We start from the raw sequence: 24954 nt of genomic DNA on the forward strand, positions 1-24954 counted from the left end.
CCCAACCCTCAGTCACATAATCGGCCGGGTGGTGACCAATGGACGATGACTTTTGGATACACGAGTCAGAGTATGGACTGAAGACACCCAAGACCGGCCATGGATGGCCCTATGGATCAAAAGACCGGGTGGTCATTGGGGGCGGAGGGCTCGCTGTTGGCGTCGCGCTGGCGCACCTGACGTTTTGCCTTTTCCTGGTTGTTCAATCCCCAGGTGGACGGGCAATCGTGTTCTTCATTTACAGCATTCTTCCCGTGTGGGCTGTGGGCGTTGCGGTTGGATCTCTACTGGGCCTGGCACTTCGGCGCATCCCCCACCAATGGATTCACGTGGCTGCCTTCTTCGCGGCCCCGTTGCTCATATGTGCACCATTTGGCTGGCTGTCCCCGACTGGTCCGACTCTTTTCCCGTTGTCCATCGCCGTTGCCGCCGGCGTTGGTCGACTCTCGATCTGGAAAATGGTTCGTATCCACAAGCCAAATCCCAGCTAATCGGGCAGGGACCTGCAGGAGGGACCGCATCAAACCCTAGGGACCTGCAGGAGCGACCGCCGGAAGCACTAGGGATCTGCAGGAGGGACAGCCGGAAGCACTAGGGATCTGCAGGAGGGACCGCGGGTGAGCGGGTGAGCGGGCGCAACGGCGCCTTTGAGCGCTGGCCGCGGGCCGCCGTCGAGCATTATGTCCCGGCGTCGGGCCTCAAGCAACGGCCGCGAAACCTAAGGAAGTGTTAGGAAATCCCTTCCCGCGTTGGCTGTGCCTTGCACCACCCATAGTTTGGAACATGTCCTCTTTCCCCAAGAGGGCCTTTCTTAGTCGACGAAGAGCCATGCGCAAGGACGCCATGAGCACGAGCTTCATGGACAGAACGAACTCATGCAAGACACGGCTGCTGCAATACGCTGCCGTCCAGGAAGGTTCATTGATGAGCACCCAACAAGCTGCACCTCTGAGCGAAGCCGCCCACACCCGTAAGGCAGTGAGCAACATCCTCAAGGGCTCCGCGGGCAACCTCGTGGAGTGGTTCGATCTCTACGTCTACACAGTATTCGCGGCGTATTTCCAGTCGCACTTCTTCAACTCCTCGGACGATCTCCAGGCCGGTCTTGAAGCGATGGCTGTGTTCTCGACGTCGTTCCTGATGCGTCCGATCGGCAGCTGGTTCTTCGGCCGCTACGCGGACCGCAAAGGCCGCAAAGCCGCACTGACACTGAGCGTGACCATGATGTCGGCGGGCTCGTTCGCCATCGCGGTCCTGCCAACCCAGGACGTCATCGGTCTCTGGGCCCTCATTCTGCTGGTGTTTATCCGCGTGCTGCAAGGCTTCTCGGTGGGCGGCGAGTACGGGACCAGCGCCACCTACATGTCCGAGGCAGCAACGGCCAAGCGCCGCGGCTTCTTCTCCAGCTTCCAATACGTCACCCTCATCGGCGGCCAGATGCTGGCCCTCCTGGTCCTCGTGATCCTGCAGAGCACCATGAGCAAGGAAGACCTGACAGCGTGGGGCTGGCGGATACCTTTTGCAATCGGCGGCGTCGCAGCGTTGGTCGTCCTGTGGCTTCGCCGCTCCATGGAGGAGACCCTTTCCGCCGACCAACTCCGCGCGGCGCACGTCAAGGTCGCCGGCGAGGCCCAGCCTGGCACCATGAAGCTCCTGTTCACCAAGCACTGGAAGCCGCTGCTCATCTGCATCGGCATTACCCTTGGCGGTACGGTGGCGTTCTACACGTACACCAACTTCATCCTGAAGTTCATGAACGATACGTCCGGCATCGCCAAGACCGATACCTCCGTGATCAACTTCTGGGCGCTGTTCATCTTCATGCTGCTGCAGCCCGTCTACGGCCTGATTTCAGACAAGATCGGCCGCAAGCCGCTGCTGATCTGGTTCGGTGTCACCGGTGTCCTCTTCACCTGGCCGCTGCTCTCCACCCTGGCCGGAACCAAGGATCCGTTCGTCGCCTTCCTGCTCATGATGGGCGGCCTGCTGATGGTTGGCGGCTACACGTCCATCAATGCGCTGGTGAAGGCTGAGCTCTTCCCGGCATCCATCCGTGCACTGGGTGTTGGTCTCGGCTACGCGATTGCCAACTCGCTGTTCGGCGGAACGGTCCCGCTGATTGGAGCGGCGTTGCAGAAGGCCGGGCAGGAGAACCTGTTCTTCACGTACGTCACCGCGGCCATCTTCATCTCGCTGCTGGTGTACATCTTCGCGCTGAAGAACAAGAAGTCGACGCACCTTGATGCAGAGCAGGGCCACGCCTTCGCCGCCCGGAGCACTGCCAACGACGCCGGGGAAACCGGCGACGGCGGCAAGAAGGATCGCGTCGACGCCTGACTTTGGTGCCTTGTGGGGCCCGTTCTGCGCACTTTGGATACTCCGAAGGGCGCAGAGCGGGCCTCACAACGTTAAGCTCTAGTAGCGACCCCGCCCCGCTACCCTAAGGACCACACCGTGCACGTGCTCATCGTCGAGGATGACGACGCCATGGCCTCAGCCTTGAGTGCCGCCGTCGCCTCAGCCGGGCATAAGCACACCCGCGTCTCCAGGGGCGAGGACGCACTCCTGGCCCACCGGCAGCACGAGGTCATCCTGCTTGATCTGGGCCTGCCAGACTTGGATGGCCTGGACGTCCTCAGAAAACTGCGCCAAGTGACGCAAATTCCCATCCTGATCCTGACCGCCCGCGATGACGAACGCAGTGTGGTCCTCGGCCTCTGTTCCGGCGCCGACGATTATCTGGTCAAACCGGTAAAACTTGTAGAACTCCTGGCCCGGATCGAGGCCGTGACGCGCCGAACCAACCGCACCGGCCAAGCGGCGCCACACACGATCGTCCTCGGGAAACTCGAAGTCGATCTCGACCGCCGCGTCGCATCGGTTGGCGCCAGGGAACTTCCCCTCACGGCGACGGAATTCGACCTTCTTGCGCTGCTGGCAAGGAACGCGGGCTCGGTGGTTACCCGGGAACAAATATTGGACGCGCTATGGGGCGACGCCTTCCTGGCCCACTCCCGCTCCTTGGACGTGCACCTCACGGGCCTCAGGTCCAAACTCCAAATGCCCGGGTTCATCATCAACGTCCGGGGCGTCGGCTACCGCGTAGAGCAGCCGTGAAACTCCGCGTCCTGGGCATCCTGAGCCTGCTCGTGGTGGTCATCGTGGTGACGGTGTCCAGCGTGATCCTGACGTCGGCAAGCCGCGAGCTCACCCAGGAGCTGCAAATCAACCGCGTCGCTGCCCTGAACCGCTTCGCCCAGCTGGCGAGTGACGCCCTGGAAGACAGCAACACCACCCAACTCCAGCGCGAGATGGACCGCTACTCAGAGCTGTATGGCGAAGGAATCCTGATCCATATGCAAGGGCAAACCCTCCATTCCGGGGACCTTCGCGATGACCAACCGGAGGTCAAGGACGCACTAGGCAGGGCCAGCCTGAACCTCAGCGACACCACCCTGGATTCCATCCGCGCGTTCGGGACGGGCAACGAGATCATCTCCAGGTCCTTCGGCACAGCAAGCCAGGTCCTCGGCGAAGTGGTCATGGAAGTCAACCTCGACGCGGCCCGGCAGAAGCTCAGGGAGCGTTGGCTCGTCGTCGTGCTGGCTGCCCTCGCCCTTGGCGCGCTGCTCCTGCTGGCCGCTGCGCGGATCACGGGCTGGGTTTTGCGCCCGGTCCAGCGCCTTGGCAGGGCCGTCCATGAACTCGAAACCACCGGAACAACGAGCCAACTCCCCGAGGCCGGACCGCCCGAGCTCCGTGAACTCAGCCGTTCGTTCACGGCCATGGCCAACACCGTGAGCGAGAGCATGGAATCGCAGCGGCGGCTCATCGCCGACACCTCGCACCAGCTCCGCAACCCGGTGGGGGCGTTGCGCCTGAGGATCGACCTGCTGCAGCTGGCGCTGCGGTCCGAACCGGAGAAGGCCGCCGCGGCCGGCGTCGTAGCCGAACTTGAGCGGGTGGAAGGAATGCTCGACGGCGTGCTGAAGCTGGCTACCGCGGAGCATCGCGCCTTTGCGGGGGCTTCCCGCGTGGAGCAGGACCCGGAGCACCACCGACCGAGCGTTATCGATCCCTTTCCCGTCCTTCAAGGAGAAGCGGAACGAGCCACCCCGGCTGCCGCTCAGGCGGGGGCAACGATCACGCTTCTTGAGCCTGCGCGGCCGATCACCCTCGCCTGCAACCCGGAAGAACTCGCGCACATGGTGGGTGAGCTTCTGGCAAATGCCATCAAGTACGCCCCGGCCGCCCACATCCAAGTGGCGACCGAGCCGTCCCAAGGAGGTATCGCCGTCGTGATTTCCGACGACGGTCCCGGCCTCCCTGCCGATCAGCGCGCCGTGTCTACCAGCCGTTTTTGGCGGGCACCGCAGCACAGCAGCATCCCCGGCAATGGCCTGGGGATGACCATCGTGGAACGGTTGGCCGAGGCGAACGGTGCGCGGCTGGTGCTGGAAGACAGCAAGCCGCACGGGTTGACGGTCCGCTTGGAATTCGGGCATCCGAGGGGCGAAAGCGATGCCTGAAATTCCTATGATGTCGAGGCGCAACGCCATCCAGGCAGCCGTGACGTTCGGGGTTTTGGCCTCGGCTGTCGGCTGCTCCCCGTCGGAGAAACCGCAGGAGGTCACGGTGGCCGGCGGAGAACCGGGCGGCTTTTATCTTGAATTCGCCACCCTCCTGGCGGATTTGCTGCAGCGGGAACGCATCGCGGACAAGGCGCGCGCCCTGACCACCGGCGGAAGTCTTGAGAACATCCAGCGGGTGCTGTCCGGCGAGGCGACCTTCGCCGTCGCCCTCGCCGATGCGGCGGCGCAACCGGCCGCCAGCAGCCACAGCGAAGGACGGCTGGTGGCCCTGGGCAAGGTCTACCAGAACTACGTCCACTGCATCGTGCGGGAGGACAGTTCCATCCGAACGTTCGCGGACCTCGCCGGCAAGACCGCGGGTGTGGGCGAAGTAGGCTCCGGAACCACCCTCACTGCCGGAAGGATCATCGCAGCGGCCGGGTTGGCGCCGCAGTCTGCTCCACCGGACCGGGCCATGAAGCAGGTCAACCTGGGACTGAACCAGGCGATCGCCGCCCTTGCCGACGGCTCCATTGATGTCATGATCCAGTCCGGAGGGGTTCCGACAGCGCCCATCGCCGCTGCTGCCCAGGACCTCGGCGTGCGGCTTCTTGATCTTTCCGAACTGATTCCGGCAACGCGTGCGCAGTCCGGTTTCTTCTACGACCGCGTCCTCATCCCGGCAAACAGCTATGGGAACGCTCCTGCGGTATGGACTGTGGGCGTGGCCAACCTGCTTCTGTGCCGGAGCGACCTGGCGGACCACATTGTCCGGCAGACCGTGGAGCTCATGGTTGAACACGCCCAGGACCTGGTGCCCAAGTCCAGCGCCGGCGTCCAATTCCTCAGCCCGGAAACGCTGATCAACACCGCCGGAGTGCCGCTGCATCCGGCCGCCGAGGCCGCATACCGGGCCTTGCACGGCTAGGCCCGTTTAGGAGTCGAAGCGCAGCAACTGCCAAAATGGAGTCATGACTTCAGCCGTTGCCCCAGCCATTGCTCTGACCATCGCCGGCTCCGAAGCGACCGGTGGCGCCGGAGCGCAGGCCGACCTCAAGACCTTCCAGGAACTCGGTGTGTTCGGGATCGCGAACCTCACGTGCATCGTTTCCTTCAACCCGCAGGACAACTGGAACCACCGTTTCGTGCCGGTGGACCAGCAGGTTATTGCCGACCAACTGGAAGCGACGACGGCGGCATACGGTGCCGCTTCCGGCGCACCGTCAGTTCTGGACACCGTGAAGATCGGCATGCTCGGAAGCCCGGCAACCATCAGCACCGTGGAGAAGGCTTTGGCGGACGGCTCTTTCAAGCACGTGGTGCTGGATCCCGTGTTGATCTGCAAGGGCCAGGAGCCCGGCCACGCGCTGGACACCGACCAGGCTTTGAAGGCCCAGATCCTCCCGCTGGCTACCTTCGTGACGCCGAACCACTTCGAAGCCGAGTCGCTCTCGGAGCTTGCCATCACCGATGAAGAGTCGCTGAAGGCCGCCGCCATCCGCATCCACGAAGTCAGCGGCGCAGCAGTCCTCGCCAAAGGTGGGGTGCGGCTGGAAGGACCGGACGCCGTCGACGTCTACTACGACGGCCAGACGCTGGAAGTCCTGCGTGCCCCGAAGGTTGGTGACGTCGCTGTGTCCGGCGCTGGTTGCTCGCTTGCTGCTGCCGTCACTGCCGAGCTCGCCAAGGGTGCCACGCCGCTGGAAGCGGCACGAACTGCCAAGGCCTTTGTCACGGCCGGTATCAAGAACCGGGTGTCCTCGGGTGCTCCGTTTGATGCCCTGTGGCAGGGTGGGGCTCTGTCCTAGCACCCGCTCACATACGAAAACAGCCGCCCCGGAACACTTACGGAGCGGCTGTTTTTGTGCTTTGGGTTCACGCGGTTTAGCGCGAGACCTTGCCCATCAGCGAGGCGATCGGTCGGAGGAACAAGGGGCGCGCCAGGAACCAGGCGGCGGCCGTGAAGATGATGGAGGCCGCAAAGATTGCGAAGCCCCACCAGCTGTAGTCGTTGTTGGCTGCGTACATGTGGTTCAGGTTGTTCAGCGCACCGGTGGCCAGGACCAGCGTGACGTGGACGATCACGAACGCCACGAAGTAGATCATCACCGGGAAGTGGATCTTGCGGGCCAGCTCGATCGGGTAGAACTTGTTGATCGCGGCCTTCTTGGGCCACGCACCGGACATCCGGATTCCCGTGATGATGGCCAGCGGGGCGGCAATGAAGACCGTGATGAAGTAGGCCAGGAGCTGCAGGCTGTTGTAGTTGTTCCAGCCGTTTTCAACCGGCCAGTTCAGCGAGGCGTACTGCAGACCGGCTGAGACAGCGTTCGGGAAGACGTCCCAGTTGGTGGGAACGATCCTCAGCCATTGACCGGTAGCGAAGAGCAGAACGATGAAAATAATGCCATTCAATACCCAAAGCGCGTCCAGCGTGAGGTGGAACCAGAGGTCCAGGCTGATTTTGCTCGGCGGGTTCTTGGTCTTGATGAAACCCTTATTGTTCCTGGTCCAGTAGGCCGGAGGACGGGTGGTGGTCCGCACCTGCCAGCCCGACCGGATGATCAAGACAATGAAGAACATATTGAGGAAGTGCTGCCAGCCAAGCCACGCCGGGAAACCTGTGGGTGTGCGTTCGGGGATGGCGGAATGGCCCGGGTAGTCCGTCAGGAACTGCTGCACCGGTTGCAGGGTCCGGAGCCACTGCGCAACGAGCACCAGGATCAGTGCCACCACCAAAGCTCCTGCGGTGACGGCGACGGGCTTGAACCACCTGTTCGACGTGATCCCGGACGACTTGCTTGAAACGGACATCAGGCCGCGTTCCTCTCTGGCTTGGTTGGCTGCGACCAGTTGGCGCTATATAGCGATTCAACCAGTTACAGCCCGACGGCGAAAACGGCACCCGTGTTTCGAGGCGTCCCACGTCAAAAATCGCAGTATTCGGATACATGCCGCAATGTATATTTCTAGAACCGACTTCCAGAATTATTTCCTTTGAATCGTGGGTCCGTCAAGGCTTGCTGCTGGCTATGTGGAAAATTTCAAGGGTAGGATTTCAGAAAGTGGCCGGCGAACACGCCGGCATCCACCCTTGCTGTTGAGAGGAGGTTCCGGCGTGGTCCGAAAAACCTCCGAAGCGGCAACCACCGCAAGCTCCTGGCAGTGGACGCGTACCGCAGCAACACAGCGGAATTTGCTGGACGCGGCCGCTCGAGTCTTCGTGGAGCACGGATTCACCGACGCCAGTATCTCCGACATCGTGGCCCGCGCAGGGTCGAGCGTAGGCAGCCTCTACCACCACTTCGGCGGCAAGACCGAACTCTTCCTTGCCCTCTGGGACGACTACCAGAACGAACACGAGCGACTCGTAGCTGCCGCAGTAGCGAAGGCACGCAAGGCTGGCGAGGCAGACCCCTTGGCGCTATTCAACGTGGGCAGCCGCAGCTACTTCGACTACACCTGGAAGCACCGGGACCTGGAGCGGGTATTCATTGAGGGCGACACTCCCCCTGGTTTTGAAGTACTCCGGCGGGAGCGCGGACGCGAGTGGGTCCGCCAAAACTCCGTGCTGCTCGGCACCAGCGAGGACACGTTGGGCCGGCTCACCGTCGCAGTGATCACGGACATCATCACCGTTGCCGGCCACGAGGTCGCCTTGAGTGCCAACAAAAAGGAAGCGGACGACGTCGTCGATGCTGCCGCGGTGCTGGTGGCCCGGCTGGTTCCCTAACCCTCACGCACCACCCCGGCCCTCTCTCACATCCCACCCGCTTCACCCCAGCCCTCTCTCACATCCCACCCGCTTCAACCCAACCCTCACGCACCACCCACGGGCTTCAACCCAACCCTCACGCACAACCACATAAACGCCAGCGCCCGACTCCACCGTTGAGGCGACACTCCTCCAACAATGAAGATCGCCGGAGACCAACGAACGTGAGCGAGCGTCCCGGCCCAAACCCACGGAACGTGAACGAGCGTCCCGGCCCAAACCCACGGAACGTGACCGAGCGTCCCGGCCAAACCCACGGAACGTGAGCGAGCGTCCCGGCCCAATCACACGGAACGTGAACGAGCGCCCCAAACCCCGGAACGTGAACGAGGGTTCGGGGTTCAGCGCGCGGAGTGGGCCGCCAGGAAGCTGTATACCTCTGTCTCGTCCACGCCGGGGAACGCACCCGGGGGCATGGCTGCCAGCAGGTGCGAGTGTGCACGTGCCGACGGCCAGGCGTTGCCGGCCCACTCATTCGCAAGGGAGGCAGGGGGCCGCTTGCAGCAGTTCGGGTCCGGGCAGGTCGAGGTCGCCCGGGCAGTGGTTTCGCGCCCCCGGAACCACTTCACGTGCTGGTACGGCACGCCAATACTCAAAGAAAACTCCCCCGAAGCCGATCGCTCCGTGCGCGCCGTGCACCAGTAGGTCCCGGAAGGGGTGTCCGTGTACTGGCTGTAGGCGCTGAACTTGTCGGGCACGTCGAACACCGCCCGGGAGGTCCACGCCTTGCACGACGGCTGCCCCTCAATGGCGCCTGTGTGATCCTGCGGGAAGGTCACGCCGTCGTTCTCGTAGGCCTTGTAGATGATGCCGGACTGGTGGGTCTTCTGGAAATGCGTCGTGATGCCAAGGTGCTGCGTGGCCAGGTTGGTGAAGCGGTGCGCCGCCGTCTCATAGGAAACGGCGAAGGCATCCCGGATGTCCTCCACGGCTATCTCCTTGGCGGCCTTGGCCTTTTGGAGGAACTCCACCGTGGCCTGCTCCGGCAGCAGCAACGCGGCGGCAAAGTAGTTGGTTGCCACCCGTTGTGCCAGAAAATCGCCGTAGTTCCGCGGAGTCTCGTGTCCCAGGACGTAGTGTCCCAAGGCTTGCAGGAGCACCGAACGGGGGTCGTGATCCTGCCGCTGGTTCTGCGTCAGGTAAATTCTGCGGTTCTTCAAATCTGTCACGGACCGGGTCGAATGAGGCAAATCGCCCACGTGATGCAGTGAAAAACCGAGGTTCTCGGCGATGTCCGCGATGACGTGCTGGCTCAGCGGCCCGGTGGTGTAGCCAACCCCCTTGAGGACCTTCTGCGCCTCCGCCTCATACTCCGGGAAATAGTTACCGCGCTCGCGCATCATGGCACGCAACTCGCCGTTCGCGCGGCGGGCCTCTTCCGGCGTCGCGACTTGCTCGTTAAGTTTGCGTTCGAGCTCCTGCAGCAACCCCACCTGCGACTCCAGCACATCGAGCGGAAGCCGCGAGCTGATGCGGATTTTGGGCAGGTTCAGGGACTCATAAAGGGGTCCGCGCTGGTACCGTTCCAGCTCGATCTCCAAGGCCGCGCGGCGGCTGGGCGGCTCGGCACCGAGCAGCTGGTCGATGCTCACGTTGAGCGAGCTTGCGAGCTGCTGCAGGAGCCCCAGTTTTGGTTCGCGCTTGCCGTTTTCGATCAGGCTCAGCTGGCTTGGCGCGGTCCCGACGGCGGCACTTAAGTCATCGAGCGTCAGCCCGGCCTGCTTGCGCAGATGCCGCACGCGGCGGCCAAGGCTGATGACGTCCAGTTCAGGGGACGCAGCGGACGACGACGGCGACGCGACTTCGCGGTTCCAGCTCACAGGCGACATTTCTTGAGAATACGCGAAGAACTGCATTTCTTTCCATACTTTTCCTCTAGAAACCCTCTTGGAAGTGCAGAAAAGTAGGTCTTACGAAAAAGAAATACAGACCCGGACAAGCCGGCCGATGCAGCAACGACGCAGCGGAGGCCGGCCCGGGGAGGCCCCGCTTGGATATTAGGAGACATGCAATGACCGCATCGTTTGAACCAGCAGAGTTGACCGCCGAGCAGCAGGCCGCAGCGCTGGAACTTGAATGGTCCGCCAACCCGCGTTGGGAAGGCGTCACCCGTGATTACTCGGCTTCCGACGTCGTCCGCCTCCGTGGTCGCGTCTCCGAAGAGCACACCCTCGCCCGCCGCGGTTCGGAGAAGCTGTGGAAGCAGCTCACCGAGGAAGCTCCCACCGGCGGATACACCAACGCCCTCGGTGCCCTGACCGGAAACCAGGCCGTGCAGCAGGTCAAGGCCGGTCTCCGCGCGATCTACCTCTCGGGCTGGCAGGTGGCAGCTGACGCCAACCTCTCCGGCCAGACCTACCCGGACCAGTCCCTGTACCCGGCAAACTCCGTACCCCAGGTTGTCCGCCGCATTAACAACGCCCTGCTCCGCGCAGACCAGATCGAATACGCCGAGGGCGTCAAGAGCGTTGAGGACTGGCTGGTCCCGATCGTCGCCGATGCCGAGGCCGGATTCGGTGGCCCGCTGAACGCGTATGAGCTCATGAAGTCCATGATCACCGCTGGCGCCTCGGGCGTTCACTGGGAAGACCAGCTGGCCTCGGAGAAGAAGTGTGGCCACCTCGGCGGCAAGGTCCTGATCCCCACGCAGCAGCACATCCGGACCCTCAACGCCGCTCGCCTGGCAGCCGACGTCGCCGGTACGCCGACGGTGGTCATCGCCCGCACCGACGCGGAGGCAGCGACCCTGATTACCTCCGACGTTGATGAGCGCGACCAGGAGTTCATCACCGGCGAACGCACTGCCGAGGGCTTCTACAAGGTCCGCAACGGCATCGAACCCTGCATCGCCCGTGCCAAGGCCTACGCACCGTACTCCGACCTCATCTGGATGGAAACCGGCACCCCGGACCTGGAGCTGGCCCGCAAGTTCGCCGAGTCGGTCAAGGCCGAGTTCCCGGACCAGATGCTCTCCTACAACTGCTCCCCGTCCTTCAACTGGCGCAAGCACCTGGACGACTCCACCATCGCCAAGTTCCAGCGCGAACTCGGTGCCATGGGCTTCACGTTCCAGTTCATCACCCTGGCCGGCTTCCACGCCCTGAACTACTCGATGTTCGACCTCGCCCACAGCTACGCCCGTGAAGGCATGAGCGCGTACGTCGAACTCCAGGAAAAGGAATTCGCCTCCGAGTCACGCGGCTACACCGCCACCAAGCACCAGCGCGAAGTCGGCACCGGCTACTTCGACGACATCGCGACAGCGCTCAACCCGAACGCTTCCACCCTCGCACTGGTCGGATCGACCGAAGAGGGCCAATTCCACTAACCAACACGCCCAAGGTGAGTTTCCGCTCACCGGAAGGCACGACGGCGGTCCTCGCCTTGGGCCTCTGCTGCGGCAATGCTCTGCCTGCTATTCCCCACGTCCCGGTTTCGACCTCGCTGAGCGAGGACGGACCGGGACGCAGGGCCCCTTTTACGCAGGCTGCCGCATCACCGCACCTCCGGCCTCGTGCGCACCTCACGCAAGTGCCGCCGTCGAACATTTGCTTCTCATAGGAGAGATTGAAATGAACAGCTTCACTGACAACTTCACTATCAACGGCATCACCATCACCGCTCAGCCCATTTGCCGGCAGAACGAGGTCCTCACTCCGGATGCGCTTGAGTTCGTCGGCAAGCTGCACCGGGCGACTGCTGATCGCCGTCAGGAGCTGATGCAGGCACGGCACGCCCGCCGTAACCAGATCTCCTCCGGCCAGGATCCGCGCTTCCTCCCGGAAACCGAGGGCATCCGCAACGATCCAAGCTGGCGCGTCGCTCCCCCGGCCCCGGGTCTGGAGGACCGGCGCGTGGAGATCACGGGTCCGGTGGATAAGAAGATGACCATCAACGCCCTGAATTCGGGTGCGAAGGTCTGGCTGGCTGACATGGAAGACTCGTCCACGCCGACGTGGCGCAACGTGATCCAGGGCCAGCTGAACCTGACCGACGCACTGGAACGCCGGATCGACTTCACCTCTCCGGAGGGCAAGGAATACAAGCTCAAGGCCGCCGAGGACCTGCCCACCATCGTGGTCCGCCCCCGTGGTTGGCACCTGCCCGAGAAGCACCTGCTCATTGATGGCAAGCCCATCGCGGGCGGGATCGTGGACTTCGGGTTGCACTTCTTCCACAACGCCCGCCGCCTCCTGGCCCAGGGCAAGGGCCCGTACTTCTATCTGCCCAAGATCGAGAACCACCTCGAAGCCCGGCTATGGAACGACATCTTTGTCCTGGCCCAGGACCTGCTCGGCATCCCGCAAGGCACCATCCGCGCCACCGTGCTGATCGAAACCATCACGGCCGCGTTCGAAATGGAAGAAATCCTGTACGAACTGCGGGACCATGCCAGTGGTTTGAACGCCGGCCGCTGGGACTACATCTTCTCGCTGATCAAGAACTTCCGCACCCGGGGCCCGCGTTTCGTGCTCCCGGACCGCGGCCAGGTGACCATGACCCAACCGTTCATGCGGGCCTACACCGAGCAACTGGTCCGGGCCTGCCACCGCCGTGGTGCCATGGCGATCGGCGGCATGGCTGCCGCTGTTCCCAATCGCAAGGACGAAGCAGCCAACCAGGCATCGTTCGAGAAAGTCCGCGCTGACAAGACCCGCGAAGCCAACGACGGCTTCGATGGCTCCTGGGTTGCCCACCCGGACCTGGTGCCCGTGTGCCGCGAAGTTTTCGATTCGGTGCTTGGGGAGAAGCCGAACCAGCTGGACCGCAGCCGTGAGGACGTCACCCCCGACGACCGCGCGCTGATCGACATCGCCAGTACCGAGGGCAGCATCACCGAGGCCGGGGTCCGGTTGAACATCGAGGTAGGCATCCGCTACATCGAGTCCTGGCTGCGGGGCAACGGCGCGGTGGCAATCCACAACCTGATGGAGGACGCCGCCACTGCGGAGATCTCCCGCTCGCAGCTGTGGCAGTGGATCCACTCCCACGCCATCACCGACCACGGCGACATCATCACCCGCGAATGGGTGGAGGACATGCTGGACGAGGAGTTCGCCCGCCTGGAACGCTTCGACGGGGACCGCTTCGCTGACGCCCGCGCCATCTTCGAAGAGGTCACCCTGGCAGAAGAATTCCCGACGTTCCTGACCATCCCCGCCTACGCCCGCTTCCTCACCGAGGCCCGTGAAGAGGCCACGGAGGAGGAACTCGTCGCCGCCTAGTACCTCTGGTCAGCGACACATCAAGCCCCGACGCTGGGCTGCCTGCACTCTTCGCAACAAGTGACCCCGATGGTCGGGGAGGCAGCCCAGCAACGGGGCTTTTCCATGCGCTGAACCACTCGCCCGTTTCGATGCTCCGCTGCGCGCCGCGCCTTGCGCACGGCACACTGCGCAGCAAAGCCACGAATCGGCGAAACAAGAAGCGCACGACGGCGGCACCCGCCACCCGCTGCAAGCTCACCAGGCGCCTAGCTCACCGGCACCCGCCCTAGCCCTGCCGGGCCACCCAGCGCACGGACAACGTGGTGCACACACAGAACGCCAGCACCGAGCCGAGGATCACGAACAGGGGGACGGTCCAGCCATCGGAAACGCTGTGCACGTAGCCAATGACCGTAGGCGCCAGAGCAGCGAAGCAGTACCCCACACCCTGCACGACGGCGGACATCTTCCCCGCCGCTGCCTGTGAACGGGCGAACTTGATGATGGCAATGAAGATCACCGTGATCCCGCCTCCCTGGGCAACTCCGCCCATGGAGGACCACACCCACCAGAAGCCAGGCGCCAGCAACAAACCAACCGGAACGGTCAGCCACAACGCGCTCAAAGTGGCCGCCACCGCCGTCGTACTGGTGAAACGCGCCAGGAGAGGCACGCCCAAGCCGCCCACAATCGCAAAGATCTGGAACAGCGAGGAACCGGCCCCGGCCTCAGCCGTACCCATGGCGAGTTCGTCGGACAGGAAGCTGGGGAGCCAGGCGGTGACGCCGTAGTAAGAGAACGCCTGGCCGGCGAAACCGAGCGTCAATCCCACGGTCAACCAGCCCACGCCGGCAACGCCTCCCGAACCTGATGGAACGGAAGCCACAACGGGAGCCGGCACAAAAGCCCGCCGCGCACCAACAGTGGGCACCCAGAACAGGATCGCTGCCAACGCCAGCAGCGCGCTCGCCGCCAGCGAAAGCCGCCACCCCACCAGCTGAGCCAACGGTGCAGTAGCCACGGAGGTCAGGAACGAGCCGATATTCAAGGCCGCCGTGTACACGCCCATCGCGGTCGCCTGACGCCGGGGTGCGAAGTCGCGCCGGATGATCAGCGGCACTGCGATGTTGCCGATGGTGATGGCCACACCGATGATCACTGTGCCTGCCATCACCAGCGCGCTGCCACCGCTGGACCGGAGCACCACGCCTGCCAGCACGCCCAGCAGCGTGAGCATCACGGCGAATTCGGCACCCAGCCGTCGTCCGGCCAGGGAAGCCAGCGGCGAGGCGAGGGAAAAGCAAAGCACAGGGATGCCTGTCAGCAGCCCGAGTTCCACCGGGGAGAACCCAAGGTCTTGCCGCAGCAGATCCACCACTGGCGCCACAGCCACGAACGGGCCGCGCATGTTCAAGGCGATCAACCCAATGCATGCGAGGATCAGCCAGCCTCGGGGGACTTTGGCGAGAAACTGTGTCACGGTGCGGGCCGGAGAGTGGCAGGAAGCGTTTTCATCAGTTTCATTGCTATCACGCTGCGGCCCGCCTGCCTGCACCCAACGGCAATTACCCCGTCGCCTGGAGCGTGGCTTCAATCACAGCGGGCGAGAGGACGTGCTGTGTCACCATCTGGCTGGCGCCCAGGATGGCGGACCGGTCGCCGGCCATGGAGATGCCAATTCGGAGGTGCGTGGTGGCCAGCGGCAGCGAACGCCGATACACCACTTCACGGATGCCTGCCACCAGGTGCTCGCCGGCCTCCCCCACGCTGCCGCCGATGATGATCATGGACGGGTTGAGGAGGTTGACCACGGTGGCCAGGACGTCGCCGACGTCGCGACCGGCCTGCCGCAGAGCTTGTATTGCCTGCAGGTTTCCCTCGCCCACCAGCCGCAGGACGTCCGCACCATTGGTGGCTTCCAACCCCTGCGCCTGGAGTTGGCGCGCGACGGCGGGCCCGGAGGCAAGCGCTTCGAGGCACCCGTAGTTGCCGCAACGGCAGAGGACGTCGTCGCCGCGCGGAACGCGGACGTGCCCGAGGTCGCCGGCGGTGCCGTTCGCGCCCCGCTGCAGTTCGCCGCTGCTGATGATGCCGGCCCCAATGCCGGTGGCCACTTTGATGAACAGGAAATTGTCGTGGTCCGGCCAGTAGGCTGTCCGCTCTCCCAAGGCCATGATGTTGACGTCGTTGTCCACGAGTACGGGAACGGGCAGGGACCGCTGGACGTAAGTGACGACGTCGAATCCGTCCCAACCCGGCATGATCGGCGGCTTTACCGGCCGTCCCGTGTCGTGTTCCACTGGGCCGGGAAGCCCGATGCCCATGCCAGCGAGGTCTCCGGGTTCCCGGCCCGCGTCGGCGAGCAGCTCAAGGCCCGCGGACACCACGCGGCCCAGGACGGTTTCCGGCCCTTCGGCTACTTCCTGCTTCAGCCGGCGCTCCGCAAGGATGCTGCCACCGAGGTCGGTGACCGCAACAATCACGTGGGTCGCTCCGACGTCGACGGCCAGCACCACCCGCGCGGCAGGGTTGAAAGCAAAGCGCGACGGCGGCCTGCCGCCACTTGAACTTGCCTCGCCTGCGGGACCAACCAGTCCGGAACTGATGAGGGCGTCGATGCGGGAAGCCACCGTGGAGCGGGCCAGCCCTGTGGTGATGGCAAGTTCGGCCCGCGTCCTCGCTTGGCCGTCCCGAAGAAGTTGGAAGAGATCGCCAGCACGCGACAAATTGCCAGCCTCTATCAACGAGGTATTTCCGGCGTCGTTTCCCGGTACTGGAGTCATGCATTTAGTGAAGCACGATTGCTTATGCATGTCATGCGGTCGAAGTTTGTCGGACGTTTTCCAACTTTTGCTTGACGATCGACAAAAGTCCCCCTAGGTTGTGATGAGCAGCACATCAAGGCCGCCGATGGTGGTTATCACTCCGGCCGATCCACACTCACCCACAAAGACGAGGAGAGACAGTGTCATACTCGATCCAGCTCTACACGGTCCGAAAGGCCCTGGAAGAGGATCTTGCTGGAACAATCCAGCGCCTGGCAGAAATCGGCTTCACCATGGTGGAGCCCTACCGGTTCGTCGCCAAGGCCGCTGAACTGAAGCAGGCATTGGCAGAGAACAACCTCACCGCCCCTTCCGGCCACGCACCGTTGCTCAGCGACGATCAGGATGCCATCTTCGCCGCCGCACAGCAGTTGGGCATTGGAACGGTCATCGATCCCCACGTTCCGATCGAACGGTGGAACTCCATCGAAGACATCAAGGAAACCGCCCGTCAGCTCAACTCCGCCGCCGTCAAAGGCGCCGAGTATGGAGTGCGCGTGGGCTACCACAACCACTGGTGGGAGGTTGAGTCCGTTATCGATGGCAAGACAGCCATTGAGCACCTCGCGGCCCATCTGTCGCCCGAGGTTGTCCTGGAACTCGACACCTACTGGGCCGCAGTAGGCGGCCAGGACCCGGCGGAACTCCTTGCACGCCTTGGAGACCGCGTGAAATTCATCCACATCAAGGACGGCCCCGTCACATCTGATCCGGCCCAGCAGTTGGCTGTTGGCGACGGCAAGATGCCCATCTGGGAGGTGCTCTCCGCAGCTGGTTCGCTTGAGGCCGGCGTCGTTGAGCTCGATGACTTCCAAGGAGACATGTTCGAAGCCGTCCGCGACAGCTACAACTACCTGAGCGCTGGAAAGGTCACCGCATGAGCCACGCAACGGGAGCAGAGTTCGGCCCGCAGGGTTCCGGACCCGTCGGAGTCGGAATCATCGGCGCCGGCGTCATCAGCAAGCAGTACCTGGACAACCTCACCAGCTTCCCGGACGTAAAGGTCGTTGCCATCGGGGACCTGTTCGAGGACGCAGCAGCAGCGCGCGCCGCTGAGTACGGAATCGAAAACCACGGAGGGGTCGACGCCGTCCTGGGCAACCCCGCCGTCGAAATCGTCGTGAACCTGACCATCCCGGCCGCCCACGTTGAAGTTGCAACCCGGGCCGTCAACGCAGGAAAGCATGTCTGGAGCGAAAAGCCTTTCTCGCTGGATCGGGAGAGCGGGCTCGGCCTGCTCAAGGTGGCCGATGCTGCAGGCGTTCGGTTGGGCTGCGCGCCGGACACGTTCCTCGGCGCGGGCCTCCAAACTGCCCGCCGCATGATTGAACGCGGAGACATCGGAACCCCGCTGACGGCACTGACGCTCATGCAGTCACCCGGGCCGGAGTCCTGGCACCCCAACCCGGCGTTCCTCTTCCAGGACGGGGCGGGTCCGCTGTTCGACATCGGCCCTTACTACCTGACCACCTTGGTTCAGACCTTCGGCAGCATCCGACGTGTTGCGGCCTTCGGTTCGAAGTCCCGGGAAACCCGGGTCATCGGGTCCGGGCCCAAGGCCGGCGAAACCTTCGACGTCACCGTCCCCACGCATGTCAGCTCCATCCTCGAATTTGAAGGTGGCGAGTCCGCACAAAGCATCTTCAGCTTCGATTCACCGCTCAAGCGGGCAGGGTTCGTTGAAATCACGGGTACGGACGCCACCATCGCGCTTCCGGACCCCAACATGTTCGACGGCGACATCCGGATTTGTGCGTTGGGTTCCGACGATTGGACTACTGTTCCGTCCGTCGGCTCAACCGCGAGCCGCGGCGCCGGCGTTCTGGAGATGGCACGCGCCATCCGTGAAGGACGGCCCCACCGTGCGCAAGGCGAGTTGGCCTTCCACGTTCTGGACACGATGGCCTCCATCGCAGAGTCGATCGACAACCGTGCCTTCGTGGATGTGGAGAGTTCTGCGTCCAAGGTTCCCGCCCTCCCCGAGGACTGGGACCCCACCGCCGCGACTCTTTCGGCGTAAATTCTCACCAGCATCAGCCCCACTCAACATAGCCCCAGCTCGACGACGAGAAAACCGGAGCAATAATGAAGAACCCGCTAAAAGTCCTATCGGCAATAGCCGCCACGGCCGCCATGGCCCTGAGCCTTAGCGCCTGCGGTGGAGGCGATACTCCCCAGGCCTCGAGCGACACCATTACGTATTGGGCCTCTGACCAAGGCAACAGCCTCGACGACACCGCCGCCAAGTTGAAGCCCACCCTTGACCGCTTCACCGAGAAGACGGGCGTCAAGGTAAAGCTGGAAGTCATCGGCTGGACCGACCTTTACAACCGTATCCTCACGGCCGTGACAAGTGGCGATGGTCCCGATGTTTTGAACATCGGCAACACCTGGGCCGTGACGTTGCAGGAAACAGGTGCCTTTGAACCTGTGGAGGGCGAGCTCCTGAATGCCATTGGCGGCAAGGACCGCTTCCTGCAGACCAGCTGGTCAACCGGTGGCGCCGAGGGCAAGACTCCTACGTCCATTCCGCTCTATGGCTTGGCGTACAACATGTACTACAACACAAAGATGTTCAAGGAAGCCGGTATCGAAAAGGCCCCGGTCACCTGGGATGAGTTCGTGGCCGACGCCAAGAAACTGACCAAGGACACCAACGGTGACGGCAAGCCTGACCAGTGGGGCTTCACCGCAGCCGGAGCTTCCGTCTCGGCAAACTCCCACCAGGCGTTCGTCCGGGGCCTGCAGAACGGCGGCACTTTGTTCGACAAGGACGGCAAGCCGACGTTCGACAGCGAACCGCAGGTTGCCGGCGTGAAGCAGTTCATTGACCTGATGGCCGTGGACAAGGTGATGTCTCCCTCCGACGCCGAACTGAGCCAGGGAAGCCAGAAGGTGGACAACCTCATCAACGGCAAGGCAGCCATGATGTTTGACCAGAGCCCGCTGAAGAACTTCGCAGCCCGCGATTTCAAGGATTGGGGCGTGGCCGCGATTCCGATGATGACTGCCGATGCCACCGGCGATCGTGCCACACAGAGCCACGTGGCCGGTATCAACCTGAGCGTGTTCAAGAACAGCAAGAACAAGGCAAACGCCATCAAACTCGCAGCCTTCCTGACCAGCGACGAGGAACAGGTGGCCCTGAACAAGGCGTACTCCTCCCTGCCGGTGGTCAGCTCCGCATCCAAGGATGCTGCTTTCCAGACCGAAGAGGTCAAGGCGAAGAATGACGCCCTGTCCAACCACTCCCTGCCGATGCCGCTGATCGCGAAGGAAGGACAGATGGAGACCCTGACGGGTACCGCGATCAAGAACCTCTTTGCCAAGGCAGCAACCGGAACTGTTTCCGAGGACGACATCAAGGCGGCTCTCAAGGACGCCAATAACCAGATGGCCGCGGCCCAGTAACCATGCCCTGCGGTGGAGGCGCCACGGTATGTGGCGCCTCCACTCCGGCAAAGGAGTTTTCCATGTCACATTCAGCGCTGGACAGCGGAAAAGCCGCTGAGGGCAGCAAACCGCTCGCCAATCCTGAGCCCGACGGGCCCACCCCTTCCACCCCGGTCCGCAAACGGCGCCGGTCTTTCCTCCCCTACGGCCTGATTGCCCCGGCCGCTCTCCTTGAACTCCTGATCCACATCGGCCCCATGCTGCTGGGTGTTTGGATCGCGTTCATCTCCCTGACCCAGCTCAACCTGACCAACTGGCTCAACGCACCCTTCGTGGGCCTGCAGAACTTCGTCAACGGCCTGAACCCGGAAAGCACCATTGGCCAGGCATTCTTCAGCACTGTTGGCCGGACGTTGGTGTACACCATCCTCGTGGTGGGTTTCTCGTGGGTTCTGGGCATGGCGGGAGCCGTGTTTCTTTCCTCCAACTTCAAGGGCCGCGCCATTCTGCGCACCTTCTTCCTGGTTCCGTACGCCCTTCCCGCCTACGTGGGAACCATTGCCTGGGCGTTCATGTTCAACCAAAGGGACGGAGCCGTGAACCAGATCCTGGTTGACACTTTCCATCTCTTCGGCGACGAACGCCCGTTCTGGCTCCTTGGCGAAAACTCCTTCGGAGCCATGGTGGTGGTGAATGTTTGGCAGCTCTGGCCGTTTGCCTTCCTTATGCTGATGGCCGCACTGCAAAACGTTCCAACCGATGTGTATGAGGCTGCAGCCATCGACGGCGCCACCCTGTGGCAGCAGTTCCGGACCATCACCTTGCCCATGGTCCGCCCTGCCAACGGCGTCCTGCTGATGGTGATGTCCCTGTGGACGTTCAACCAGTTCAACATTCCCTTTGTCCTTTTCGGCGCCACTTCCCCCAAGGAAGCCACGCTCATCTCGCCGTTGATCTACCAAAACTCCTTCGGCAGTTGGAACTTCGGCCTCGGTGGAGCCATGAGCGTTCTCCTGCTCATTGCACTGTTTATCGCTTCTGTCTTCTACATCCGCATGGTGCTGCCAAAGGGAGCCGACAATGATTGAGACCCGTAAGTTCCGGATTCTGAGGAACGTGGTTCTGACCATCCTGTCCCTCTGGGTCGCCGTACCGCTCTACGTGGTGGTTTCAACGTCGCTGAAGCCCCTGAAGGATGTCTCCGGGTTGTTCCAGTGGATCCCCCGCGAGCTCACGCTGGCTCCATACTTCGACATCTGGACCACCGTGCCGTTGTCCAAGTATTTCCAGAACAGCCTCATCATCACCGTTGCCGCCACCGCGTGCTCCGTGACCGTCGCCGTCCTGGCCGCCTACGCGATCGCAAGGCTGCCGTTCAAGGGCAAGCGCATCTTCAGCCTCACGGTACTTTCCACCCAGATGTTCCCCGGCATCCTCTTCCTGCTGCCGCTTTACCTGATCTTCACGCAGATCCGGAACATCACCGGCCTGCAACTCCAGGGTTCCTACCTCGGGTTGATCATTACCTACATGACATTCACTTTGCCGTTCGCCATCTGGATGCTCAGTGGGTACTTCGCTTCAATTCCCAAGGAGTTGGAGGAAGCATCAATGATTGACGGCACTGGACGGATGGGCGCCCTCTTCCGCGTCATCCTCCCGGTTGCCAAGCCGGGCATCATCGCCGTCGCGGTGTACTCCTTCATCTCGGCCTGGGGCGAAGTGCTGTTTGCTTCGGTCCTGACCAACGAGTCCACCAAGACCCTGTCCCTTGGCCTGAAGGCCTATGCCAGCGAGTCCGATGTGTTCTGGAACCAGCTCATGGCCGCATCAGTTGTGGTCAGTTTGCCGGTGCTGATTGGCTTCATCCTGGTACAGAGGCACCTTGTAGCAGGTCTTTCGGCCGGAGCCGTGAAGTAGAACCGACCACCCCCGACGCCGGCACTTGGCCCGGTTACCGGACCTTCGTTAGGAGCAACACAATGAACACGGCGCAAACGCCAGTGCTGTCCCAGGACAGCAGCACAGCCCGCCCCCTGGGCGTGGCCGCCATCGGATACGCCTTTATGGGGAAGGCCCATTCGAATGCGTGGCGGAACGTGGCCAGTTTCTTCGACGTTCCGGCCTTCGAGCAGAAAGTGCTCGTTGGCCGGGACGCCACCCAAGTGGCCGAGGCCGCCGCCAAATACGGCTGGGCCGAGTCCGCCACCGACTGGCGTGAGGTGATCGAGCGCGAGGACATCGACATCATCGATATCTGCGCCCCGGGGTGGATGCACGCCGAAATCGCCATCGCTGCCCTCGAGGCCGGGAAGCATGTCCTGGTGGAAAAGCCCCTCGCCAACACCTTGGGTGAAGCCGAGCTCATGACCGCCGCCGCGGCCAAAGCCCGCAAACGCGGCGTCCAGTCCATGATCGGCTTCAACTACCGCCGCGTCCCGGCGCTTGCCCTGGCCCGCGAACTCATCGCCGAGGGCAGGGTTGGCACCGTCCGCCACGTCCGCGCCGCGTACCTGCAGGACTGGCTCGCCGACGCCGAATCCCCCATGACCTGGCGGCTCCGGAAGGAAACGGCGGGCTCGGGCGCTCTGGGCGATATCGCCTCGCACGCCATCGACCAGGTCCTCTACCTTCTGGGCGACGCCGTCACTGAGGTCTCCGGCCGTCTTCAGACTTTCGTGGAACGGCGCCCCGGTCCCGACAACGCGCTGGAAGATGTAACGGTCGACGACGCCGCCTGGGCCACGCTGACCCTCGCCTCCGGAGCAATCGCCTCAGTTGAGGTCAGCCGCGTGGCTACGGGACGTAAGAACTCCCTCACGCTGGAAATCTACGGGGACAAGGGCACCATCCTCTTCGACCTTGAGGCCTTGAACGAACTCGGTTTCCTGGATGCCACTGCCCCGGTCCGGGAGCAAGGATTCCGGCGGATACTGGTCAACGAGCCCGAACACCCCTACCTTGAAGCATGGTGGCCGCAGGGCCACATCATCGGCTGGGAACACACCTTCACCCACCAGATCCGCGACTTCCTACTTGCCATTCGCGACGGAAGCCAGCCGTCGCCGTCGTTCGAGGAGGGCCTGAACGTCCAACACATCCTTGCCGCCGTGGAAGAGTCCGCAGCCGCCAAAAGCTCACTGATCCAACTATCCGCCAAGCCAAGCAGCACCACTACTGAAGGAGCCTGACATGCCCCGCCCGTACACCCTTTTCACCGGCCAGTGGGCCGACCTCCCCTTCGAGGAAGTCGCCAAGCTTGCCTCGGGCTGGGGCTATGACGGCCTGGAAATCGCCGTCTCCGGAGACCACCTGGACGCCTGGCGTTGGGACGAACCCGGCTACGTCGAGTCCAAACTCGCGGTCCTGGAGAAGTACAACCTCAAAGTCTGGGCCATCTCCAACCATCTCAAGGGCCAGGCCGTCTGCGATGACCCGATCGATTTCCGCCACGAAGCCATCGTCGGTTCCCGTGTGTGGGGCGACGGCGAGCCCGAAGGCGTCCGCCAACGCGCCGCCGAAGAAATGAAACACACCGCCCGCCTGGCCCGCGCTTTGGGGGTCGATACCGTGGTCGGGTTCACCGGCTCCTCCATCTGGCAGTACGTCGCCATGTTCCCGCCCGTCCCCGAGAAAGTCATCGAGGCCGGATACCAGGACTTCGCCGACCGCTGGAACCCCATCCTGGATGTCTTCGACGAATGCGGCGTACGTTTCGCCCACGAAGTCCACCCGAGTGAGATCGCCTACGACTACTGGACCACCGTCCGCACCCTCGAAGCCATCGGGCACCGCGAAGCGTTCGGCCTGAACTGGGACCCCTCCCACTTCATGTGGCAAGGCATCGATCCCGTGTCCTTCATCTGGGACTTCAAGGACCGGATCTACCACGTGGACTGCAAGGACACCAAGCTCCGCCCCACCGGCCGCAACACCGTGATGGGCTCACACCTGCCCTGGGGCGACCCCCGCCGCGGCTGGGACTTCGTCTCCGCCGGACGCGGTGACGTGCCCTGGGAATCGTCCTTCCGGGCGCTGACCGCGATCGGCTACAACGGACCCATCTCCGTCGAATGGGAAGACGCCGGAATGGACCGCCTCCACGGCGCCCCCGAAGCCCTCGCGGCGCTCAAGAAGTTCGACTTCCCGGCCTCGCAGACCAGCTTCGACGCCGCCTTCAGCCAGGACTAACCCTCCCCTCCCCCTCCGGAGTTTTTGTACAGATAACGCCCTTTAGGAGCCTTCTTTAGGGCGTTATCTGTACAAAAACTCCCGTTACATTTGGCAAGGAGCCAACCGTGATCCGCACCCTTCAACCAACCCAACGTTGCCAGGTGTGGATCGCGTCGGTGGCTGGTGGGGCCGAGCTGGTATACAGCACCGATGAGCTCCTCCTGGAGGCACCCAACTGGGCCATGGACGGTTCGGCCCTGATCCTCAATGGCGGCGGGAAGCTGTGGCGTTTGGACGCGGGAACCCGTGAACTCACGCCCATCCCGCTCTACGGAGTCCCCGAGCTCAACAACGATCACGTCCTGGCTCCCGACGGGGAAACCATCTTCCTCTCCGCCAACGATGGCCACCTCTATCGGGCGCCCCTGTCCGGCGGCGCCACCGAGCGGATAACCGACGACGACGGCACGTTCCATTTCCTCCACGGCGTGAGTCCGGACGGCAACGAACTCGCCTACGTAGCGATCCAGGCCGGAGACTTTACGCAGCCGGGTCGCCTCATGACCATGGCGTCCGACGGCGGTGCTGCCGCCCGGGTGGACGTTGGGCCCGGCCACTGCGACGGGCCGGAGTACTCGCCGGACGGGAAGTGGATCTACCTCAACACTGAATCCTTCAGCACAACCAAAGGCCACGCCCAGCTGGCCCGGGTCCGCAGTGACGGGACCGATTTCGAGCAGCTTCGGGCCTCCGAATCCGTCGACTGGTTCCCGCATCTTTCCCCTGACGGCCGCTTCGCGACGTACATCCGGTTCCCCGGCGGAACCGTGGGCCACCCCGCTGACTTGCCTGTCGCCGTCGTGCTTGTTTCGACCGAAGACTGGACCACGCCCCTCCAGGCATGGCCACTTTTGGGTGGCCAAGGTACCCTCAACGTCAACAGCTGGTCGCCGGACTCGCGGCGTTTTGCGTTTGTGGCGTACCCGCTCAGTGACTCAGCAAAGGACTAA

At 63.2% G+C, this 24954-nt stretch carries 21 protein-coding genes; 17 read left to right on the plus strand and 4 right to left on the minus strand.

Annotation, left to right across the window (positions count from 1 at the left end):
• The first annotated feature begins 38 nt into the window (after nucleotides 1-38).
• The 6 genes from AB0N72_RS13620 to AB0N72_RS13645 all read left to right on the plus strand — a co-directional run bounded on the left by AB0N72_RS13620 (nucleotide 39) and on the right by AB0N72_RS13645 (nucleotide 6379).
• Nucleotides 39-491: a hypothetical protein gene (locus tag AB0N72_RS13620; RefSeq protein ID WP_363930904.1), complete on the plus strand. Its 453-nt coding sequence runs from the start codon at nucleotides 39-41 to the stop codon at nucleotides 489-491.
• 433 nt (nucleotides 492-924) lie between these two features.
• A complete protein-coding gene (locus AB0N72_RS13625; protein ID WP_363930905.1) occupies nucleotides 925-2337 on the plus strand; it encodes an MFS transporter in 1413 nt (470 codons plus the stop codon).
• A gap of 117 nt (nucleotides 2338-2454) precedes the next feature.
• Entirely contained in the window at nucleotides 2455-3117 is a 663-nt protein-coding gene (locus AB0N72_RS13630) for a response regulator transcription factor (RefSeq protein WP_363930906.1), read from the plus strand.
• Complete coding sequence (locus AB0N72_RS13635; RefSeq protein ID WP_363930907.1) at nucleotides 3114-4529, plus strand: HAMP domain-containing sensor histidine kinase; 1416 nt, start codon at nucleotides 3114-3116, stop codon at nucleotides 4527-4529. Before AB0N72_RS13630 ends, AB0N72_RS13635 begins: the two co-directional genes overlap by 4 nt.
• Nucleotides 4522-5499 (plus strand): TAXI family TRAP transporter solute-binding subunit, encoded by a 978-nt coding sequence (locus tag AB0N72_RS13640; protein WP_363930908.1) that lies wholly within the window; start codon nucleotides 4522-4524, stop codon nucleotides 5497-5499. Before AB0N72_RS13635 ends, AB0N72_RS13640 begins: the two co-directional genes overlap by 8 nt.
• Nucleotides 5500-5542: 43 nt before the next feature.
• Nucleotides 5543-6379, plus strand: a complete 837-nt coding sequence (locus tag AB0N72_RS13645) for a hydroxymethylpyrimidine/phosphomethylpyrimidine kinase (protein ID WP_363930909.1) — start codon at nucleotides 5543-5545, stop codon at nucleotides 6377-6379.
• Between the two features lie 76 nt (nucleotides 6380-6455).
• On the opposite strand, the gene AB0N72_RS13650 is transcribed toward AB0N72_RS13645, so the two are convergent.
• Nucleotides 6456-7385, minus strand: coding sequence for a cytochrome b/b6 domain-containing protein (locus AB0N72_RS13650; protein WP_363930910.1), 930 nt, complete (start codon nucleotides 7383-7385; stop codon nucleotides 6456-6458).
• A gap of 304 nt (nucleotides 7386-7689) precedes the next feature.
• Between AB0N72_RS13650 and AB0N72_RS13655 the strand changes: the two genes are divergently transcribed.
• Entirely contained in the window at nucleotides 7690-8304 is a 615-nt protein-coding gene (locus AB0N72_RS13655; RefSeq protein WP_363930911.1) for a TetR/AcrR family transcriptional regulator, read from the plus strand.
• Between the two features lie 383 nt (nucleotides 8305-8687).
• Here AB0N72_RS13655 and AB0N72_RS13660 read toward each other — a convergent pair whose 3' ends face one another.
• Nucleotides 8688-10202, minus strand: a complete 1515-nt coding sequence (locus AB0N72_RS13660) for a helix-turn-helix domain-containing protein (protein WP_363930912.1) — start codon at nucleotides 10200-10202, stop codon at nucleotides 8688-8690.
• 155 nt (nucleotides 10203-10357) lie between these two features.
• Here AB0N72_RS13660 and aceA point away from each other — a divergent pair, with 155 nt between their 5' ends.
• Nucleotides 10358-11674: an isocitrate lyase gene (aceA, locus tag AB0N72_RS13665; protein ID WP_363930913.1), complete on the plus strand. Its 1317-nt coding sequence runs from the start codon at nucleotides 10358-10360 to the stop codon at nucleotides 11672-11674.
• A 244-nt stretch (nucleotides 11675-11918) separates the two neighbouring features.
• Complete coding sequence (gene aceB / locus AB0N72_RS13670) at nucleotides 11919-13571, plus strand: malate synthase A (protein WP_363930914.1); 1653 nt, start codon at nucleotides 11919-11921, stop codon at nucleotides 13569-13571.
• A gap of 268 nt (nucleotides 13572-13839) precedes the next feature.
• On the opposite strand, the gene AB0N72_RS13675 is transcribed toward aceB, so the two are convergent.
• Both AB0N72_RS13675 and AB0N72_RS13680 read right to left on the minus strand, forming a co-directional pair.
• Nucleotides 13840-15033, minus strand: coding sequence for an MFS transporter (locus AB0N72_RS13675; protein ID WP_363930915.1), 1194 nt, complete (start codon nucleotides 15031-15033; stop codon nucleotides 13840-13842).
• Nucleotides 15034-15118: 85 nt separating this feature from the next.
• Nucleotides 15119-16336: an ROK family transcriptional regulator gene (locus AB0N72_RS13680; protein WP_363930916.1), complete on the minus strand. Its 1218-nt coding sequence runs from the start codon at nucleotides 16334-16336 to the stop codon at nucleotides 15119-15121.
• Nucleotides 16337-16518: 182 nt separating this feature from the next.
• Between AB0N72_RS13680 and AB0N72_RS13685 the strand changes: the two genes are divergently transcribed.
• The 8 genes from AB0N72_RS13685 to AB0N72_RS13720 all read left to right on the plus strand — a co-directional run bounded on the left by AB0N72_RS13685 (nucleotide 16519) and on the right by AB0N72_RS13720 (nucleotide 24954).
• Nucleotides 16519-17259 (plus strand): sugar phosphate isomerase/epimerase, encoded by a 741-nt coding sequence (locus AB0N72_RS13685; RefSeq protein ID WP_363930917.1) that lies wholly within the window; start codon nucleotides 16519-16521, stop codon nucleotides 17257-17259.
• On the plus strand, nucleotides 17256-18398 hold the full coding sequence (locus AB0N72_RS13690) for a Gfo/Idh/MocA family oxidoreductase (RefSeq protein WP_363930918.1): 1143 nt from the start codon (nucleotides 17256-17258) through the stop codon (nucleotides 18396-18398). Before AB0N72_RS13685 ends, AB0N72_RS13690 begins: the two co-directional genes overlap by 4 nt.
• A 65-nt stretch (nucleotides 18399-18463) precedes the next feature.
• A complete protein-coding gene (locus tag AB0N72_RS13695) occupies nucleotides 18464-19789 on the plus strand; it encodes a sugar ABC transporter substrate-binding protein (protein ID WP_363930919.1) in 1326 nt (441 codons plus the stop codon).
• A gap of 62 nt (nucleotides 19790-19851) precedes the next feature.
• Nucleotides 19852-20859 carry a sugar ABC transporter permease gene (locus AB0N72_RS13700; protein WP_363930920.1) on the plus strand — a complete coding sequence of 336 codons (1008 nt, stop codon included), beginning with the start codon at nucleotides 19852-19854 and terminating at the stop codon, nucleotides 20857-20859.
• Nucleotides 20852-21691 carry a carbohydrate ABC transporter permease gene (locus AB0N72_RS13705; RefSeq protein ID WP_363930921.1) on the plus strand — a complete coding sequence of 280 codons (840 nt, stop codon included), beginning with the start codon at nucleotides 20852-20854 and terminating at the stop codon, nucleotides 21689-21691. Before AB0N72_RS13700 ends, AB0N72_RS13705 begins: the two co-directional genes overlap by 8 nt.
• 62 nt (nucleotides 21692-21753) lie before the next feature.
• Nucleotides 21754-22962, plus strand: coding sequence for a Gfo/Idh/MocA family oxidoreductase (locus AB0N72_RS13710; protein WP_363930922.1), 1209 nt, complete (start codon nucleotides 21754-21756; stop codon nucleotides 22960-22962).
• 1 nt (nucleotide 22963) lies between these two features.
• Nucleotides 22964-23962, plus strand: a complete 999-nt coding sequence (locus tag AB0N72_RS13715) for a sugar phosphate isomerase/epimerase family protein (RefSeq protein ID WP_363930923.1) — start codon at nucleotides 22964-22966, stop codon at nucleotides 23960-23962.
• Between the two features lie 107 nt (nucleotides 23963-24069).
• Nucleotides 24070-24954 (plus strand): biopolymer transporter Tol, encoded by an 885-nt coding sequence (locus tag AB0N72_RS13720; RefSeq protein ID WP_363930924.1) that lies wholly within the window; start codon nucleotides 24070-24072, stop codon nucleotides 24952-24954.

This window comes from Paenarthrobacter sp. NPDC089307 (assembly GCF_040685055.1).
In the GTDB taxonomy this organism is placed as follows: domain Bacteria; phylum Actinomycetota; class Actinomycetes; order Actinomycetales; family Micrococcaceae; genus Arthrobacter.

Coding starts and splice junctions, on each gene's coding strand:
- AB0N72_RS13700 (WP_363930920.1), top strand. CDS start 19,852: ATGTCACATTCAGCGCTGGACAGCGGAAAAGCCGCTGAGGGCAGCAAA.
- AB0N72_RS13695 (WP_363930919.1), top strand. CDS start 18,464: ATGAAGAACCCGCTAAAAGTCCTATCGGCAATAGCCGCCACGGCCGCC.
- AB0N72_RS13705 (WP_363930921.1), top strand. CDS start 20,852: ATGATTGAGACCCGTAAGTTCCGGATTCTGAGGAACGTGGTTCTGACC.
- AB0N72_RS13650 (WP_363930910.1), bottom strand. CDS start 7,385: ATGTCCGTTTCAAGCAAGTCGTCCGGGATCACGTCGAACAGGTGGTTC.
- AB0N72_RS13625 (WP_363930905.1), top strand. CDS start 925: ATGAGCACCCAACAAGCTGCACCTCTGAGCGAAGCCGCCCACACCCGT.
- AB0N72_RS13715 (WP_363930923.1), top strand. CDS start 22,964: ATGCCCCGCCCGTACACCCTTTTCACCGGCCAGTGGGCCGACCTCCCC.
- aceA (WP_363930913.1), top strand. CDS start 10,358: ATGACCGCATCGTTTGAACCAGCAGAGTTGACCGCCGAGCAGCAGGCC.
- AB0N72_RS13680 (WP_363930916.1), bottom strand. CDS start 16,336: ATGACTCCAGTACCGGGAAACGACGCCGGAAATACCTCGTTGATAGAG.
- AB0N72_RS13640 (WP_363930908.1), top strand. CDS start 4,522: ATGCCTGAAATTCCTATGATGTCGAGGCGCAACGCCATCCAGGCAGCC.
- aceB (WP_363930914.1), top strand. CDS start 11,919: ATGAACAGCTTCACTGACAACTTCACTATCAACGGCATCACCATCACC.
- AB0N72_RS13710 (WP_363930922.1), top strand. CDS start 21,754: ATGAACACGGCGCAAACGCCAGTGCTGTCCCAGGACAGCAGCACAGCC.
- AB0N72_RS13690 (WP_363930918.1), top strand. CDS start 17,256: ATGAGCCACGCAACGGGAGCAGAGTTCGGCCCGCAGGGTTCCGGACCC.
- AB0N72_RS13660 (WP_363930912.1), bottom strand. CDS start 10,202: ATGCAGTTCTTCGCGTATTCTCAAGAAATGTCGCCTGTGAGCTGGAAC.
- AB0N72_RS13620 (WP_363930904.1), top strand. CDS start 39: ATGGACGATGACTTTTGGATACACGAGTCAGAGTATGGACTGAAGACA.
- AB0N72_RS13645 (WP_363930909.1), top strand. CDS start 5,543: ATGACTTCAGCCGTTGCCCCAGCCATTGCTCTGACCATCGCCGGCTCC.